The organism is Bradyrhizobium sp. Arg816, assembly GCF_029989365.1.
Lineage (GTDB): Bacteria > Pseudomonadota > Alphaproteobacteria > Rhizobiales > Xanthobacteraceae > Bradyrhizobium.
The window spans coordinates 35,305-52,222 of sequence record NZ_JAPRAQ010000035.1 but is presented as its reverse complement, the minus strand read 5'-3'; the positions used below and the strand labels follow the sequence as shown (position 1 = coordinate 52,222).

The 16,918-nt window shown below is 63.5% G+C and carries 16 protein-coding genes; 12 read left to right on the top strand and 4 right to left on the bottom strand.

Annotated features, from left to right (window positions below):
- The first annotated feature begins 183 nt into the window (after positions 1-183).
- The 6 genes from OWC48_RS42400 to OWC48_RS42375 all read left to right on the top strand — a co-directional run bounded on the left by OWC48_RS42400 (position 184) and on the right by OWC48_RS42375 (position 7,563).
- Positions 184-990: an enoyl-CoA hydratase/isomerase family protein gene (locus OWC48_RS42400; protein ID WP_282525333.1), complete on the top strand. Its 807-nt coding sequence runs from the start codon at positions 184-186 to the stop codon at positions 988-990.
- A gap of 43 nt (positions 991-1,033) precedes the next feature.
- Positions 1,034-2,905 (top strand): AMP-binding protein, encoded by a 1,872-nt coding sequence (locus tag OWC48_RS42395; protein ID WP_282525332.1) that lies wholly within the window; start codon positions 1,034-1,036, stop codon positions 2,903-2,905.
- A 174-nt stretch (positions 2,906-3,079) separates the two neighbouring features.
- On the top strand, positions 3,080-4,207 hold the full coding sequence (locus OWC48_RS42390; protein WP_282525331.1) for an acyl-CoA dehydrogenase family protein: 1,128 nt from the start codon (positions 3,080-3,082) through the stop codon (positions 4,205-4,207).
- A 15-nt stretch (positions 4,208-4,222) separates the two neighbouring features.
- Positions 4,223-5,470: an acyl-CoA dehydrogenase gene (locus OWC48_RS42385; RefSeq protein ID WP_282525330.1), complete on the top strand. Its 1,248-nt coding sequence runs from the start codon at positions 4,223-4,225 to the stop codon at positions 5,468-5,470.
- Between the two features lie 9 nt (positions 5,471-5,479).
- Positions 5,480-6,724: an acyl-CoA dehydrogenase gene (locus OWC48_RS42380; protein WP_282525329.1), complete on the top strand. Its 1,245-nt coding sequence runs from the start codon at positions 5,480-5,482 to the stop codon at positions 6,722-6,724.
- A 137-nt stretch (positions 6,725-6,861) separates the two neighbouring features.
- Complete coding sequence (locus OWC48_RS42375) at positions 6,862-7,563, top strand: nitroreductase (protein WP_282525328.1); 702 nt, start codon at positions 6,862-6,864, stop codon at positions 7,561-7,563.
- A gap of 68 nt (positions 7,564-7,631) precedes the next feature.
- Here OWC48_RS42375 and OWC48_RS42370 read toward each other — a convergent pair whose 3' ends face one another.
- Together OWC48_RS42370 and OWC48_RS42365 are read right to left on the bottom strand one after the other, a co-directional pair.
- Positions 7,632-8,180 (bottom strand): sigma-70 family RNA polymerase sigma factor, encoded by a 549-nt coding sequence (locus tag OWC48_RS42370; protein ID WP_014491704.1) that lies wholly within the window; start codon positions 8,178-8,180, stop codon positions 7,632-7,634.
- Positions 8,180-8,413, bottom strand: coding sequence for a NepR family anti-sigma factor (locus OWC48_RS42365; RefSeq protein WP_028148140.1), 234 nt, complete (start codon positions 8,411-8,413; stop codon positions 8,180-8,182). The genes OWC48_RS42370 and OWC48_RS42365 overlap by 1 nt, the downstream gene beginning before the upstream one ends.
- Positions 8,414-8,632: 219 nt before the next feature.
- On the opposite strand from OWC48_RS42365, the gene OWC48_RS42360 reads away from it, so the two are divergent.
- Positions 8,633-9,439 (top strand): response regulator, encoded by an 807-nt coding sequence (locus OWC48_RS42360; RefSeq protein ID WP_282525327.1) that lies wholly within the window; start codon positions 8,633-8,635, stop codon positions 9,437-9,439.
- A 68-nt stretch (positions 9,440-9,507) separates the two neighbouring features.
- Here OWC48_RS42360 and OWC48_RS42355 read toward each other — a convergent pair whose 3' ends face one another.
- Positions 9,508-10,299 carry an energy transducer TonB gene (locus OWC48_RS42355; protein WP_282525326.1) on the bottom strand — a complete coding sequence of 264 codons (792 nt, stop codon included), beginning with the start codon at positions 10,297-10,299 and terminating at the stop codon, positions 9,508-9,510.
- 179 nt (positions 10,300-10,478) lie between these two features.
- Between OWC48_RS42355 and OWC48_RS42350 the strand changes: the two genes are divergently transcribed.
- Positions 10,479-11,093 (top strand): nuclear transport factor 2 family protein, encoded by a 615-nt coding sequence (locus OWC48_RS42350; protein ID WP_282525325.1) that lies wholly within the window; start codon positions 10,479-10,481, stop codon positions 11,091-11,093.
- Between the two features lie 169 nt (positions 11,094-11,262).
- Here OWC48_RS42350 and OWC48_RS42345 read toward each other — a convergent pair whose 3' ends face one another.
- Entirely contained in the window at positions 11,263-13,005 is a 1,743-nt protein-coding gene (locus OWC48_RS42345) for an adenylate/guanylate cyclase domain-containing protein (RefSeq protein ID WP_282525324.1), read from the bottom strand.
- Positions 13,006-13,755: 750 nt separating this feature from the next.
- Here OWC48_RS42345 and OWC48_RS42340 point away from each other — a divergent pair.
- From OWC48_RS42340 to OWC48_RS42325, 4 genes are all read left to right on the top strand, one after another.
- Positions 13,756-14,181, top strand: coding sequence for a hypothetical protein (locus OWC48_RS42340; RefSeq protein ID WP_282525323.1), 426 nt, complete (start codon positions 13,756-13,758; stop codon positions 14,179-14,181).
- Positions 14,182-14,317: 136 nt separating this feature from the next.
- Entirely contained in the window at positions 14,318-16,195 is a 1,878-nt protein-coding gene (gene htpG / locus OWC48_RS42335; RefSeq protein ID WP_282525322.1) for a molecular chaperone HtpG, read from the top strand.
- A gap of 127 nt (positions 16,196-16,322) precedes the next feature.
- The gene (locus tag OWC48_RS42330) at positions 16,323-16,601 is read left to right on the top strand and encodes a DUF3551 domain-containing protein (RefSeq protein WP_282525321.1); all 279 of its coding nucleotides are present in this window, start codon (positions 16,323-16,325) and stop codon (positions 16,599-16,601) included.
- A gap of 33 nt (positions 16,602-16,634) precedes the next feature.
- Entirely contained in the window at positions 16,635-16,904 is a 270-nt protein-coding gene (locus OWC48_RS42325; RefSeq protein WP_282525320.1) for a DUF3551 domain-containing protein, read from the top strand.
- Positions 16,905-16,918 lie beyond the last annotated feature (14 nt).

Here is a 16,918-nt window from a genome sequence, read left to right as displayed (position 1 = left end):
TACTTACCCTCCCCTGGAGGGGGAGGGTCGGCGCGAAGCGCCGGGGTGGGGTGATCTCTCCACACGGGCAGCGTTCAGGGCGGAAAGACCGTCACCCCACCCCGCTCGCGCTGCGCGCGATCGACCCTCCCCCTCCAGGGGAGGGTGAAAGACCGGCGCCTGACTCGCATGGAGGACGCTCCCATGTCCCAACCGCTGCTGATCGAGCACAACGACGGCGTCGACACGGTGACGCTCAATCGGCCTGAAAACCTCAACGCGCTCGATCCCGCGCTGATCGATGCGCTCAACGTTTACTTCCAAGGCCTTCAGCGCAACCGCGACACGCGCGTCGTCGTGCTGCGCGGCGCCGGCAAGAACTTTTGCGCCGGCCTCGACCTCAAGGCGGCGATGGCCCGCCGCGCCGGGCAGCAGGAGCCGCCCGGCGTCACCGAATCGCTCGACTCGCAGCGCCGCATCGCCGACATCGTGATGTTGATGCGACGTTGTCCGCAGCCGATCATCGCTCTGGTGCAGGGCGCGGCGGCCGGCGGCGGGTTTGCGCTGGCGCTTGCCTCCGACATCCGCATCGCGACGAAGTCGGCGCGCATGAACTGTGCTTTCATCAAGCTCGGCCTTGGCGGCTGCGATATCGGCACCAGCTACTTTCTGCCGCGGCTCGTCGGCGTCTCCGTCGCATCCGAGCTGATCCTGACCGGGCGTTTCATCGGCGCCGAGCGTGCGCTCGCGGTTGGGCTAGTGTCCGAGGTCGTCGATGAAGACAATCTCGATGCTGCTGCTGCGCCCTATGTCGATGCGATGATGACGGCCTCGCCGGTGGGACTGCGCCTGTCAAAAGAATGTCTCAACATGAGCGTTGATGCGGGATCGCTGGAAACCGTGATCGCGATAGAGGACCGCAACCAGGTCCTGTGCAGCCGCTCCGAGGAATTTTCGGAAGGCATCAGGGCCTTCCTTGAGAAGCGAAAGCCTGTCTATATCAGGCGCTGAACGAGAACGATCCGCAAAGGACGATAATTCCGGGAGACGCAAAATGAGTGGAAGTGCGGCGGCAGTGATGACGAAGCCCGCCTTTCGCAAGGTCGAGTGGCTCGCGCGCGACATCGACGTCGAGCGCCGTGGCGACGGCACGGTGGTGCTGAAGTCGCGCATTCCGCTGCAAGCCTACGAGACGCATCTGCCGGCCTCGCTGGCGAAATGGGCGCGGCAAGCGCCCGAGCGCGTCTGGCTCGCGCAGCGCGGCGGAGCGAACCGCGAATGGCGCAAGGTCTCCTATGGCGAAGCCAAGCGTACCGTGGATGCGCTGACGCAGGCGCTGCTCAATCTCAATCTCGACGGGCGTCCGGTGACCATTCTCTCCGGCAACTCGATCGAGCACGCGCTGATGACGCAGGCCGCGATGCAGGCGCGCTCGCCGGCGGCTCCGGTGTCGCCGGCCTACTCCTTGATGAGCCATGATCACGTCAAGCTGAAATATCTGTTCGACCTGATCAAGCCGGCCGCGGTGATGGTGCAGGACGGCCCGACCTTCGAGAAGGCGCTGAACGCTCTCGACCTCACCGGCGTCACCGTCGTTCACGTCGCGCGTCCCTGCGACGGCATCACGAGCGTCAGTTTTGCCGAGCTCGCGGCAACGTCCGTGACCGCCGACGTCGACGCTTCGATCGCGAAGATCACGCCGCAGACCGTCGGCAAGCTGTTGTTCACCTCCGGCTCGACCGGCATGCCCAAGGCGGTCATCAACACGCAAGAGATGATGTGCGCCAATGCGGCGATGATGATGCAGGTGCGGCCGCGCGATCCCGGCGGTCCGATCTCGACCATGCTGGACTGGATGCCATGGAACCACACCATGGGCGGTAATGCGGCGTTTCACCCCGTGCTGGTCGACGGCGGCACGCTCTATATCGATGACGGCCGGCCGATGCCGGGCCAGTTCGAGGAGACGCTGCGGAATCTGCGCGAGATCTCGCCGACCTATTACGCCAACGTGCCGGCCGGCTATGCCGCGCTCGCCGCCGCCATGGAGAAGGACGACGCGCTGTGCCGCTCGTTCTTCAAGAACCTGTCGATCATGGCCTATGGCGGCGCGCGGCTGCCTGACGATCTCTACGAGCGCATGCAGGCCCTCGCCGTGAAGACGACCGGCGAGCGCATCGTGTTCTACACCGGCTGGGGCTCGACCGAGACGGCGCCGACCTCGACCGGCACCTATTGGGACACCGAGCGCGTCGGCCTGATCGGCCTGCCGTTCCCCGGCGTCGAATTGAAGATGGTGCCGTGCGGCGCGAAATACGAGCTGCGCCTGCGCGGCGTCAACGTCACGCCCGGCTATTTCGGCCAGCCGGACCTGACCAAGAAGATGTTCGACGAGGAAGGTTTTTACTGCATCGGCGATGCCGGCATCTTCGTCGACGATGCCGATCCGGTGAAGGGCATCATCTTTGCCGGGCGAGTCGTCGAGGATTTCAAGCTCACCACCGGGACCTTCGTGCATGTCGGCTCGCTGCGTACCGATGCGATCGCGGCGGCGACGCCGGTGGTGCATGACGCGCTGGTTGCGGGACAGGATCAATGCTCGATCGGTCTGCTGGCGTGGCCCAATCTGCATGCGTGTCGCCAGCTGGTCGGCAATCCCGAGCTGAGCTTCGAGGATGCCGTGAAGCATCCTGAGGTGATCGCCTGCTTCAAACGCGGACTGGAAACACACAACACGGAATGTGGCGGCGCCAGCAGCCGCGCCATCGCGCGCGCGATGCTGATGGCCGAGCCGCCCTCCATTGATGGCAATGAGCTCACCGACAAGGGCTACATCAACCAGCGCGCCGGCTTAGAGCGCCGTGCGGCGCTGGTCGAGCGGCTCTACGCGGATAAGCCGGATCAGGATGTGATCGTGCTGCGATGAATGCGCAACTCTCTCGTCATTCCGGGATGGCCCGAAGGGCCAGGCCCGGAATCCATAACCCCGGCTGGTGGATATGGATTCTCAGATGCGCAATTGCGCATCGTAGCTCGCGCTCCGCGCGTCCCGGAATGACGGCTCAAATAAATGACAACGAATAAACAAAGGTAGCCCGCCATGAACTTCGATTTCTCCGACGACCAGAAACAGCTCCGCGACCAGGCGCGCAAATTCCTCACCGAAAAATGCTCGCCCAAGGCAGTGCGCGTCGTGCTCGACGGCAAGGCGCCCTACGACAAGGAGCTCTGGAAAGGCCTCGCCGAGATGGGCTTCCTGGGCGTTGCAATCCCCGAGGATTTCGGTGGTGCGGGCGCGGGACATCTCGAGCTTTGCGTGATCGCGGAGGAGATGGGCCGGGCCAACGCGCCGGTGCCGTTCTCCTCGACCGTGTATCTTGCCGCTGAAGCGCTGTTGATCGCGGGCAGCGATGCCCAGAAGAAGAAATGGCTGCCGGCGATTGCCTCGGGCGAGGCGATCGGCACGCTGGCGCTGTTCGAGGGCAAGGGCAATCCGTCGCCGAAGAACGTCAAGCTGACCGCCGCGAATGGCGTGCTCAACGGCGTCAAGAAGCCGGTCGCCGATGGTGCGATCGCCGATTTCGCTGTCGTCGCCGCGCGCACGGGATCGAGCGGCCGCGACGGTGACGTCTCGCTGTTCCTGGTCGACCTCAAGGCCGGCGGCGCCGAGGTGAAGAGCTTGACCAATCTCGATCCGACCCGCGGGCAGGCCGAAATCACGTTCAGGGATTGCAAGGCGGAGCCGCTCGGCGCCACCGGCGAAGGCTGGAGCATTTTGACCCAGGTGCTCGACCGCGCCGCGGTGCTGTGCGCGTTCGAGCAGGTCGGTGGCTCCGACCGCGCGCTGGAGATGGGCCGCGACTACGCGCTCGACCGCATCGCCTTCGGCCGCCAGATCGGCTCGTTCCAGGCGGTCAAGCACATGCTCGCGGACATGTATGTGTCGGCGACGCTGGCGCGCTCCAACAGCTATTACGGCGCCTGGGCGCTTTCGACCAACGCGGGCGAGCTGCCGGAAGCCGCAGCCGCCGCGCGCATCAGCGCGACGCAGGCGTTCCAGCACTGCGCCAAGAACAACATCCAGGTTCACGGCGGCATGGGATTCACCTGGGAGTTCGACTGTCACATGTACTACCGCCGTGCCAACGCCATGGCGCTCGGGCTCGGCAGTCTCACTTATTGGGAAGACCAGTTGATCGACCGCATGCGCAAGAAGAACGCGGCATAAGCGAAGGATCACGTCATGAACTTCGACGACACCCCGCAGGAAGCCGAATTCCGCGCCACCGCCCGCGCCTGGATCGGCGCGAATGCGCCCAAACAATACGAGGAAGAGCTGCGCAAGTCCTCGCTGGGCCGCACCCAGCTCAAGAACGCCAACATCCTCGAAGTGGCAAAAGCCTGGCAGAAGAAGAAGGCCGATGCCGGTTGGGCCTGCCTGCACTGGCCGAAGGAGTATGGCGGCCGCGGCTCGTCGCCGATCGAGCGCGTGATCTGGCAGCAGGAAGAAGGGCCGTTCGGCCAGCTGTCCCGCATGTTCATCATCGGCCACGGCATGTGCGGGCCGACCATGATGGCGTTCGCGCGCGAGGAGCATAAACGCACGTACCTCCCGCCGCTCGCCTCCGGCGAAAAGGTCTGGTGCCAGCTGTTCTCCGAGCCGGCCGGCGGCTCCGACGTCGCGGGCCTGCGCACGCGCGCAGAGAAGGAAGGCGACGACTGGGTGATCAACGGCCAGAAGATCTGGACCTCGGGCGCGCACTATTCCGACTATGGCATCCTGCTGACCCGCACCGATCCGACCGTGCCCAAGCACAAGGGCCTCACCATGTTCTTCCTGGACATGAAGAGCCCGGGCGTCGAGGTGCGGCCGATCAAGCAGGCGAGCGGCGCCTCCGACTTCAACGAAGTCTATTTCACCAATGTCCGCATTCCCGACCATCAGCGCCTCGGCGAGGTCGGTGACGGCTGGAACGTCTCGCTGACCACGCTGATGAACGAGCGCAGCGCGATCGGCGCGGCCGTCTCGACCGGTTTCCCGGAGCTGTTCGAATATTGCTCCAGCCTGATGCTTGATGACGGCCCGGCGATCGAGGATCGTGCGGTGCGCTCGAAGCTCGCGAACTGGGCGGTGAAGGCGAGCGGGCTGAAATACACCAGCATGCGCGCGATCTCGGCGCTGTCGAGGGGTGAGCGACCGGGGCCGGAGAATTCGATCGGCAAGCTGGTCGCGGGCTCGATGGTCCAGGACGTCGCGACCTACGCGCTGGATCTGCAGGGCGCGAGCGGCGTGGTCAGCGGTTCGGAGGATGCCGAACTCGCCGGCCGTTTCCAGGCGATGCTGCTGCGCGCGCCGGGTACCCGCGTCGAAGGCGGCACCGACGAGATCATGCGCAACATCATCGCCGAGCGGGTGCTGGGCCTGCCCGGCGATATCCGTGTCGACAAGGACGTGCCGTTCAACAAGATCCCGACGAAGGGAAGAGGGTAGAGGTCCGCCATGAATTTCGACGACACCCCGCAGGAAGCCGCATTCCGCGAGACCGCGCGCAAATGGGTCGCCGCCAACGCGCCGAAAGAGTTCGAGCAGGAGCTGTCAAAATCCTCGCTCGGCCGCATCCGGCTTGCCCATCATGACATCGTCGATGTCGGCAAGGCCTGGCAGAAGAAGAAGTTCGAGGGCAATTGGGCCTGCCTGCACTGGCCGAAGGAATATGGCGGGCGCGGCGCCACGCCGATCGAGCGCGTGATCTGGCAGCAGGAAGAGGGCGTCTACGGCAAGCTGACGCAGCCGTTCCAGATCGGCGAGGGCATGTGCGGCCCGACCGTGATGGCTTTTGGCAGCGAGGACGCCAAGCGCCGCCATCTGCCGAAGCTCGCCTCCGGCGAGGAGATCTGGTGCCAGCTGTTCTCCGAACCGTCCGCCGGCTCCGACGTCGCGGGGCTGCGGACGCGCGCGGAGAAGAAGGGCGACAATTGGGTCGTCAACGGCCAGAAGATCTGGACCTCGGGTGCGCATTATTCCGACTATGGTTTGTTGATCGCGCGCACCGATCCGAATGTGCCCAAGCACAAGGGCCTCACCATGTTCTTCCTGGACATGAAGAGCCCCGGCGTCGAGGTTCGGCCGATCAAGCAGGCCAACGGCATGCAGGAGTTCAACGAGGTCTATTTCACCGATGTGGTGATATCAGACAGCCAGCGGCTCGGCGCCGTCGGCGAGGGCTGGAGCGTGTCGCTGACGACGCTGATGAACGAGCGGATGTCGATCGGCTCGCGGCTTGCGACCGGCGTCCCCGAAATGTTCGAGTTCTGCTCCAATCTGATGCTGGAGGACGGGCTCGCCATCGACGATCCCGCCGTGCGCTCGAAGCTCGCGAGCTGGGCAGTGAAGTCGAGCGGGCTGAAATACACCAGCTACCGCGCGATCTCGGCGCTGTCGAAGGGCGATCGGCCGGGGCCGGAGAATTCGATCGGCAAGCTCGTCTCGGGCATGATGCTGCAGGACATCGCGACCTACGCCATGGACCTCCAGGGCGCGGCCGGTGTTCTCACCGGCGCGGACGAGGAGACGGTGCAGGGCCAGTTCCAGCAGATGCTGCTGTCTTCGCCCTCGATGCGCATCGCCGGCGGCACCGACGAGATCTTGCGCAACATCATCGCCGAGCGCGTGCTGGGATTGCCGGGCGACATTCGCGTCGACAAGGACGTGCCGTATAACAAGATCCCGACCAAGGGGCGGTGATCCAACCTCTCGCTGTATCTCGTAGGGTGGGCCAAACGAAGCGTGCCCACCATATGCAGATGCGCCGGGGTAAGTTGTCGGTGGGCACGGCGCTATCGCGCCTTTGCCCACCCTAGGAGAAGAGCGCGAGCCAATTCATGGATGCAAAAGTGAGCCAGACCCAGGACCGTATCGGCGTGCTCGAGGAGCTCCTCAACGAGCGCTACTCCGTCCGCGCCTTCTTGGCCAAGGAGGTCGACCGCGCGACCATCGAGCATGTGCTGGCCACCGCGCAGCGCACCGCGTCCTGGTGCAACAGCCAGCCCTGGCAGGTCATCATCGCCAGCGGTGCGGCCAAGGAGCGCTTCCGCCAGGCGATCTACCGGGAAGCATCGGGCGGATTGGGTGACGATTACGACTTCACCCCGCCGCGCGAATATGTCGGCGTCTATCTCGAGCGCCGCCGCGAGAGCGGTTTTCAGCTCTACAACACGCTCGGCATCGTGCGCGGCGACAGAGGCGCCTACGCAAAACAGGCGCTGGAGAACTACAATTTCTTCGGCGCGCCGCATGTCGCGATCATTCACACCAACGAGCCGCTCGGCATCTACGGTGCGATCGATTGCGGCGCCTATGTCTCGAATTTCATGCTGGCCGCGCAGGCGCTCGGGCTCGGCACCATCCCGCAGGCGGCGCTCGCGCGCCATTCCGGGCTGATCCGCCGCCACTTCAATCTGCCCGACGACCGCCGTGTGGTCTGCGGCATCTCGTTCGGCTATGCCGACGACGCCCACAAGGTCAACAGCTACCGGACCTCGCGCGCGAGTGTTGCCGACACGGTGACGTTCGTCGAAGAGTAATTAGACGCGCAAAGGCGGCCGCAGAAACGGCCGCCTTCACATTCGTCTCGGTCCGGTTGACGGGGCCGTTATCCGCCGCTGCCGCCGATCACGGCGCGCACGGTCTCGTCGGGCCCGAAGTCCTCGGCGCCATCGACATAAAGTAGCGCAGCAAGCTTCGAGCGCGCGCGATTGACGCGGCTCTTGATCGTGCCGACGGCACAGCCGCAGATCGAAGCTGCGTCCTCATATGAGAAGCCGGAGGCGCCGACCAGGATCAGCGCCTCGCGCTGGTCCTGCGGAAGCTTCTCGAGCGCGCCGCGGAACTCCTCGAACTCGAGATGCGCGTTCTGCGACGGCTGCGTCTTCAGCGTCTTGGCATAGTTGCCCTCGGCATCCTCCACCTCCCGCCGCCGCTTGCGATAGTCGGAGCGGAACAGGTTGCGCAGGATCGTGAACAGCCACGCCGGCAGGTTCGAGCCGGGCTGGAACGAGTCGATGTTGGCGAGCGCACGCAGAAGCGTTTCCTGCACCAGATCGTCGGCGCGATCCGCATTGCCGCTCAGCGAGATCGCGAACGCGCGCAGACTGGGCACGGCCGCGAGGATGTCGTCACGTAGGGAGTCCGTGAGAGGCATTAATCCCTCCCATTGTTGTTGTCGTTGGAGCCCCTGTCAGGTTCCACTTGGGGTGCGCCTCCCGGCGCATCAAGCTTCTTGATCAGTTCCGCGAACCGGTCCGGAACCCCCTGCCGCACCACGTCGTCGTACATGGCGCGCAGCTGGTGGCCGATCCGGGACTGGATTTCCGGAGTGAGGCCTCCCTTGCCGGGGGTCGTGCTTTTGCTGGCTTGAGACTTGAGATCTTTCATGACCTGTTCCACGTTTCCCCGAGTTAAGTAACTGTAAAATCGAGAAGTTCTCTCAACCGGGAGCCGTTCCCTGGATAGGCACAATTCGAGGTTCGACAAAAAGTTCCCAGATAAGCGGAACTTTTGTTGGCGTGAGGCGTAGTCAGCCCAGCAGGGAACCCGGGCCTCCCCGCTTGTTGCGTGGTTCGTCAAGGTCGCCCGAAGATGAATGGAGTGGGGATGTCCCGTTCGCAGCTTGTTGCTGAACACTTGCCGTTGTTGCGCCGGTACGCGCGCGCCCTGACGGGCAGCCAGGCCTCCGGTGACGCCTATGTCGCAGCCATGTTGGAAGCGATGCTCGGAGATCCGTCCGTGCTCGACGAGAGCCATGGTCCGCGCGCCGGCCTGTTCCGGCTGTTCACCCAGATCTGGAATTCGGTCTCCGTCAACGACGATGCCGAGGTGACGACCTTGCCGATGCCGCCGGAGCGGCGGCTGTCGAACATCACGCCGCTGCCGCGGCAGGCGTTCCTGCTGCTCTCGCTCGAAGGATTCTCGGAAGAGGAAGTCGGCTACATCCTCGGCACCGACGTCGCCGAGACGCGGCGGCTTGCCGATGCCGCGGGACGCGAGATGGCGGCCGAGATCGCGACCGACGTGCTGATCATCGAGGACGAGACCTTCATCGCCATGGACCTCGAGAGCCTGGTGAAGAATCTCGGTCACAATGTCGTCGGCGTCGCGCGCACCCATGCCGATGCGGTGGCGCTGGCCAAGAACAAGCGGCCGGGCCTGATCCTCGCCGACATCCAGCTCGCCGACGGCTCGTCGGGTCTGGACGCCGTCAATGAGCTGCTCCGCACCTTCGAGGTGCCGGTGGTGTTCATCACCGCCTATCCGGAGCGCTTCCTGACCGGCGAGCGCCCCGAGCCGGCTTTCCTGATCTCAAAGCCGTTCCAGCCCGCGATGGTGTCGGCGGTGGCGAGCCAGGCGCTGTTCTTCCAGCGCAACTCGCGCAACCGCACGCCGAAGGCGCCGGCGGCGTAACGAGACTTCCTCGAACCAGAAGACGGCGCGTCGCAAGGCGCGCCGTTTTTGATTGCCGGCGTCCGGCGTTAGCAACCGCGGCAGATACTGTTGAGCTTGGCCTTTACCTTGGTCTCGTCCTCCCATGGCCCGAGCCCGCCGTTGCGTGGCGTTCCGTCGAGCGTCATGAACACGGTAACCCTTTGGAGGTCCTCCTTCGCGTCGGAAGGCGGATTCGGAAATGGCTCGCTTCGCTCCACCATCTTGAGAGCTGCTGCATCGAGAAGCGGAGATCCTGTACTTTCCACCAGAGCGCTCGAGATCAATTTGCCCGAGCGGTTCACTACAAATGTGACTCCGGCATCGCCGCGCTGGCCGATTGCCCCCGGAGGAAACGTCCCGTTGCGCCATACACGCTCGGTAACCTCCTTGCGCCAGACGGCCATGGCATCGGGTGGGCCCGAGGCGGGATCCGGCTTGCTCAGCTCTAAACCAGGAGATGGCACCTCGAATTGACGGCCATTGAAGGCAATCGGCACGGTCAAGGTGAGCGAGGTCTCCTTCAACTCCGGAGGCGGCACCGGAAACGGCTGGACGCGGGCGATGATATCCAGCGCAGCAACATCGAGCGGCCGGGAGCCGGCGCTCATAGCCAGTGCCCGCCAGATCAACTTGCCAAACCGGTCAATGCCGAATGCGACCTTGGCCTCACCGGTTTGTCCCCGCCCTTCAGGCGGCAAGTCCCTGTTGCGGACAATGTGGGCCGTCAGTTTCGCCTTCCAGGCTTTGACGGTCTCGCTCTGCGGTTCAGTCTGCGCATGTGCGGGGAACGCCGCCAACCATCCGAGAAGTGCGGCCACCAAGGGGAATTTCATCTGCATCGGTGCGGATACTAATCGCGGTCAGGTTGATTGCAAGGCTCGCTACCCGTATCGCGTTCACGCGGCTGTGGGCAATTCGAAGGGCCGGGAAGCCCGCTTGACGGCGGCCAAATTGCCTCGTTCATACGTCGGGTCGATGACATCAGTCGCAACCTCGAGCCGCCAGGGGATTTTTCATCATGGACCAGCAACTCCTCGATCGCCTCGCCATCCGCGACCTCGTCGAGAATTGGGCGGTGTGGCGCGACGCCGGCGACTGGGAGCGCTTTGCCACGGTCTGGCATGAAGAGGGATGGATGTCCGCCACCTGGTTTCAGGGGCCGGCGCGGGATTTCATGCGGGTCAGCCAGGAGGGGTTTGCCAAGGGGGTGCGCATTCTGCATTTCCTCGGCGGCACCAGCATCGATCTCGCAGGCGCGCGCGCCATTGCGCAGACCAAGATGACGATCTCGCAGCGTGCCCCGGTACATGACGTGCTCTGCGACGTCGTCTGCACCGGGCGCTTCTACGATTTCCTGGAGAAGCGGCATGACCAATCAGGTATTGGCAAATGGGGCATCGTCCGCCGCCAGCCGATCTACGAGAAGGACCGGATCGACCCGGTCGATCCCGCCGCAACGCTTCAACTCGACCAAAAAGCGCTCGCCGCACTGCCCGAAGGCTACCGTCACCTCGCCTACATGCAGGAGCTGATCGGCTACAAGGTCAAGCGCGACATGCCGGGCCTGACCGGGCCTGAGGTCGAGAAGCTCTATGGCGAGGGGCGGGACTGGCTCGCGGGGAAAGCGAAGTGAGGCTCAGACAAAAGTAAGGCGCGACTGGCGTCACCACAGTCGCGGGATAACCCCGCTGCTGTTCGTTGAAGACCGTTAGCAGGCGCAGAGAGATTGGCCTTGGTCCAGCCAAGGCACGGGCAAGGACGGCTTGTCGGCTATGGAGGCCCGCCTCAAGGCCGCCGATGCGCTACCCCTCCGGTACGCCAGCGATCCGCATCCCCTCACAAATGCGCTCGCGCCCCGCAAGATAAGTCGGATTGTCGCTGAATTTGGCGGAGCGTAGGCGGCGGATAGTGAAGTCAGGAACAAAGGCCAGTCCTGCGATTGTGGCCGCTCTCGCGTCATCAACCGCGCCAAGCAAGCCCAGTGCGCCCCCAAGTACGAAGTAGGTATTTGGAGAATTCCGGTTCACCTCGATGCTTCGCCTAAGCCAATCGACTGCTTCGACATCCGCGCCAAGTTGTAACTTGGCAAGGCCAGCAAAATGCATCCAGCGATAGCTCTGGGCGTCCCGCGGGGATAAACGAAAAGCCTCGCGTATGTGATTTTCACTCTCGGCGGCGCGGCCCATGTAGTATTTCGCCAAGCTGATGGCAGCGTGTGCATTGGCAAAATTCCGATCAAGGTTCAATGCCATTTCACATTCGGAAATTCCTTTATCTGCGCGGTTTGTGCAAATGTAGACAGAGCCCAAGACAAAGCGGGCTACCGCGTAATCCGGGGATAATGAAACGGCCTTGATCGCATTCGCTTCGGCTGTCGAAAGGAGAGGGGTTCGATCCTCCATAAAATGATCGGCACCTATTGTCAGATCAACGCCTGCCAGGCCCGCCAGCGCACGCACATCGCGAGGATCGAGTACCAAAGCACGTTCGAAAAAGTTGCGCGCTGTAATTAATCCCTCGGGAGAAGCCGCTTCGTTCGCCCGAGAGCGGCCTTGAAAGTAGAGGTCCGTCGCATCTGGATGAGGCAAATTCTCCGCCCGCCGGGCCTCGGCCGCAACAAGTTGAGTGTCCAGTGTACGAGCGACCCGCGACACGATTTCGTCTTGCATTTCGAATAGATCAGCGATGGGCTTATCGAAGCGATCAGCCCAGAGGTGATTGCCGCTCTCAGCATCAACAAGTTGGACGTTGACCCGAAGGCGATTGTCGCCGCGCTGTACAGAGCCTTCCAGCGCATAGCGCACGTTTAGCTCGCGGCCAATCCGCCTGAGATCGACCGCTTTGCCTCTGTAAGTGAATGCGGTGTGGCGGCCGATCACGAACGAGCCTCTGATGCGGGATAAGTCCGTGGTCAGGCTCTCAGTCACGCCGTCCACGAAGTAATCCTGCGCGGGATCGCCGCTGAGGTTGGCGAAAGGCAGCACCACGATAGAAAGGCGAGGTGGCGAAGGTAGGCTTTCCTTCGCGCGCTCACCGGGTGCAATCAGGCTATGCTCTTCCCAAGCCGCGGCATAGGTTCGGATCGGGCGATCAATATTCTTGAGGTTTTGCTCTCCGAGATCGACAAACTCAATGCCGACCTTGCCTCGGACATGGTCGTAAGCTGAATAAGAAATGCAGATGCCCCCGGGCTCAGCGATGCTCTCCAGCCGTGCTGCAATATTTACACCGTCGCCGAAGACGTCATGCGGCTCGACAATCACATCGCCGACGTTGATGCCGACACGAAAGACGGCTCGTCGGTCTTCGGCGATGGTGGTCGAGAACTCTCGAATATGAGTTTGAAACTGAACGGCGGCGCGAACCGCTTCGACGGCACTTGGAAACTCCGCCAAGAACCCGTCGCCGGTGTTCTTGACAACCCGGCCACCATGTTCTGCGATGGCAGGCGTGATACCCTCCGCAAAGAGGGTTGTCATTAGGGCATGGGTTGCTTCTTCGTCATGGTGCATCAGCCGCGAATATCCCGCCACGTCAGCGGCCATTATCGCTGCTAGTCTACGTTCAAGCCGAACCGGCCGCTCCATGGCAATATTCCAATCCACGGTTACTGGTGGGCGGATCAGAGAAGTGCCGAACGCGCTGTTCGCGTTGTCATCATGCTCACGCGAAGGTCGGCGGTCAAAAGATAGGGGGTCCAAGTCGTATTTTTCAGTCGCTACGGCTAATCCAGCGGGCGTTTCCGCAACAGAGCATTCTTTCTACCCGATCTTTCCTTCCCCCCTTAGGACCAAGTCTTGCGCGCACTTGCGGTCGCAATCCCTTCGAGTTGCCGCTCGCGGCGAGGTTCTCGAATTTAGCAAACACGCCGAGCATATTGAGGAGGTACCGTCGGAAATCGCAGTGATCTCAGGACGATGACTGTGGTGGAAGAATTCGGCCGCCCGCAGTGGAATTCAGGGGCAGGCAAATTCGGCTCGGGGGACCGGGCTTAAGCCGCAGACCATCGGTGGGGCGGGGATGGAAAGGTGCCATCAAACAAAAGTAAGGCGCGACTGGCATCACCACAGTCGCGCCCTACGTCGCCGGCTTATGGGGCAGGGGGGAATAGCCGGCTGTTGAGACGACTCTCGGGCCTGAGAGTCGTTCCAAGCGGGTGAAAATTTTTTTGTGCGGCCTTTTTATGCGGCCTGCGGTGAATTTCGCACACGGTTAAGTGATCTTAACGGCTGAGAACTGCCGGTCCTCCCATCGCGTTGTTCCCCTGATCGCCATGGGGCGTGGGATTGTCAGCCATGTTACAGATTCAAAAGGTATTTTTGGGTGCTGTCGCGATTGCCGCGACGCTTAGTGCCGTCCAGGTTGGTGCCGTGCAGCTGGCCTCTGGCCATGATTTGGCCGCCCGCTGGCAGGCGGTCGCCGACAGACCCACGCAAGATGTGGGTCACAACGTCAACCGTTACGGCAAGGCCGACCGGTTCGCCGACCTCAAGCAGGCTCCGGTTCCCACCCGCACCGTGTCGATGCGGCTGAACGATCTGGCCGAGACCTCGGTGCTGCTGCGGGTCCCCGCGGTGATCGAGACCGGCAGCGCCAAGCCGCCGGTGCTGCTCCAGAACCGGAAGCAGGGCCCCAAGCGGCCGACGATTGCCTGCGAGCCGATGGTCAGCTCCCTGACCGAGGTCGCAAAACTGCTCCAGCCCGGCCGCTGTGTGACCTGATCCTTCTTCGCCGCCCCTGGCCACCACGGGCAAATCGCCTTCCCGCCGGGAGGGCGATATTTCACGTCCACTTGATCCCCTATCCCATCGCGTTATATGCCGGGTTTCTTCCCCCTTTGATTGACCGGGTAAACGCATGACGACGTCAGATACGGCCGCGCATACGCAGCCTTTCCAGGCCGAGGTTTCCGAGCTTCTGCACCTGATGGTGCACTCCGTCTATTCCGAGACCGACATCTTCCTGCGCGAGCTCGTCTCCAACGCATCGGACGCCTGCGACAAGCTGCGCTATGAAGCCATCGCCAGCCCGGCGCTGCTGGGCGAGGGCGACGCGCTCAAGATCCGGATCATGCCGAACAAGACGGCCGGAACGCTCACGATCGCCGACAACGGCATCGGCATGGAGCGCCAGGAGCTGATCGACCATCTCGGCACCATCGCCCGCTCCGGCACCAAGGCGTTCGTCTCGAAGCTGAAGGAGGCCAAGGACGGCCTCGGCCTGATCGGCCAGTTCGGCGTCGGCTTCTATTCCGCCTTCATGGTCGCCGAGAAGATCGTCGTCGTCAGCCGGCGTGCCGGCGAGAGCGACGTGTGGAGCTGGACGTCCTCCGGCGGCTCCGGCTTCGAGATCGCGCGCGCCAGCGATGAGGAAGCGGCGCGCGTCGCACGCGGCACCGAGATCGTCCTGCACCTGAAGGACGACGCCAAGAAGTATCTCGAGACCTACGAGATCGAGCGCGTCGTCAGTGCCTATTCCGACAACATCCTGTTCCCTATCGAGCTGGTGCCGGAAGAGGGCGAGCCGCGCCAGATCAACTCGGCGAGCGCGCTGTGGCAGCGCTCCAAGTCCGAGCTGACGGCCGAGGACTACAAGAAGGCCTATCAGCAGATTGCATCGGCCTTCGACGATCCCGCGATGACGCTGCACTACCGCGCCGAGGGCCGCTATTCCTACGCCGTGCTGCTGTTCGCGCCGTCGACGAAGCCGTTCGACCTGTTCGAGCCGAACCGCAAGGGCCGGGTGAAGCTTTACGTCCGCCGCGTCTTCATCACCGACGATGCCGATCTGTTGCCGGGCTATCTCCGCTTCATCCGGGGCGTGGTCGACAGCGAAGATCTCCCGCTCAACATCTCGCGCGAGATGCTCCAGAACAATCCGCAGCTCGCGCAGATCCGCAAGGCCGTGGCGACCAGGGTCGTGTCCGAGCTCGAAAGCCTTGCCGACAAGGACCCGGAGAATTTTGCCATGATCTGGGACGCCTTCGGCGCAGTGCTGAAGGAAGGCATCTACGAGGATTTCGAGCGGCGCGAAAAGCTGCTGTCCCTGTCCCGATTCACCACCACCTCGGGCGAGAAGCGGTCGCTGAAGGACGTCATCGCCGGTTTCAAGCCGAACCAGACCGAGATCTATTATCTCGTCGGCGACAGCATCGAGCGGCTGAAGTCCAATCCGCGGCTGGAAGCCGCGACCGCGCGCGGCATCGAGGTGCTGCTGCTGTCGGATCCGGTCGATGCCTTCTGGACCTCGATGCCATCGGAGTTTGACGGCAAGCCGCTGAAATCGCTGAGCCAGGGCGATCTCAATCTCGACCTGATCCCGCGCACCGACGAGGCCGACGAGGCGAAGAAGGACGAGCCGCAAGCCGACGAGGCCGCCACCATCGCGGTGATCAAGGCCGCGCTCGGCGAGCGCGTCAGCGACGTCAAGGTCTCGACGCGCCTCACCAGTTCTGCCTCCTGTCTCGTCGCCGACAGCCAGGGCCCGAGCCGCGAGCTCGAGCGCATTCTGTCGCAGCAGAACCGCGGCATGCGCACCAAGCCGATCCTCGAGATCAATCTGCGCCATCCGCTGGTGACGGCGATCACCAGGGCGCAGGCCGGCTCCAGGGCGGTCGACGATCTCAGCCTGCTCCTGTTCGAACAGGCGCAGATCCTGGACGGCGAATTGCCCGAAGACCCCGCCGCGTTTGCGGCAAGGCTGAACCGGCTGGTGTTGCAAGGGCTGGGCGGGTAGCGCGCGCAGCGCACCCCGCTCACCTTGCCGTCATCCGCCGGAGGAACAGTCGCCTCCGGCGTGGTGTTATGCCATAGGAGGACGTCGGCACGAGATTCGACGCCGCCATCGATTCGAGGACGTCTCCATGCGCCTGCCTCTCCTGACCCTCACCGCGATTGCCGCGCTGTTCGTGGCGGCAGATGCCGGCGCCCAGACCTATGACCCGCGCTATCCGGTGTGCATGCACGTCTATACTGCGGGCGGCCGGGGCGGTGGCGGCGACTATTACGACTGCTCCTTCACCTCGATCCCGCAGTGCCGGGCCACGGCGTCGGGCCGCGCGGCGAGCTGTGACGTCAATCCCTATTACGCCTACAACGAGCCGCCGCCGCCCCCGCGCAAGCGTCACAAGAAGGTGCAGTAGTTGTTGGCTATGCGGCGCGCAGCAACATCCCTCATGCGTTTCTCTTCCGCGCTGATCATCACCGTCGGCGCGCTGACCGCGGCTGCGCCGTCGCATGCGCAGACCTTTGATCCCAGCTATCCCGTCTGCATGCACGTCTATTCCGGCGCGAACGGTGGCGGCGGAGAGTGGTACGATTGCTCCTTCACGTCGCTGCCGCAGTGCCGCGCCACGGCGTCGGGCCGCGCCGCGACCTGCGATCTCAATCCGTATTATCCGGTGAACGTTGCGCCGCTGCGCCCACGCTACAGGCGAGGCGGCTAGCGCCCACCACCCGT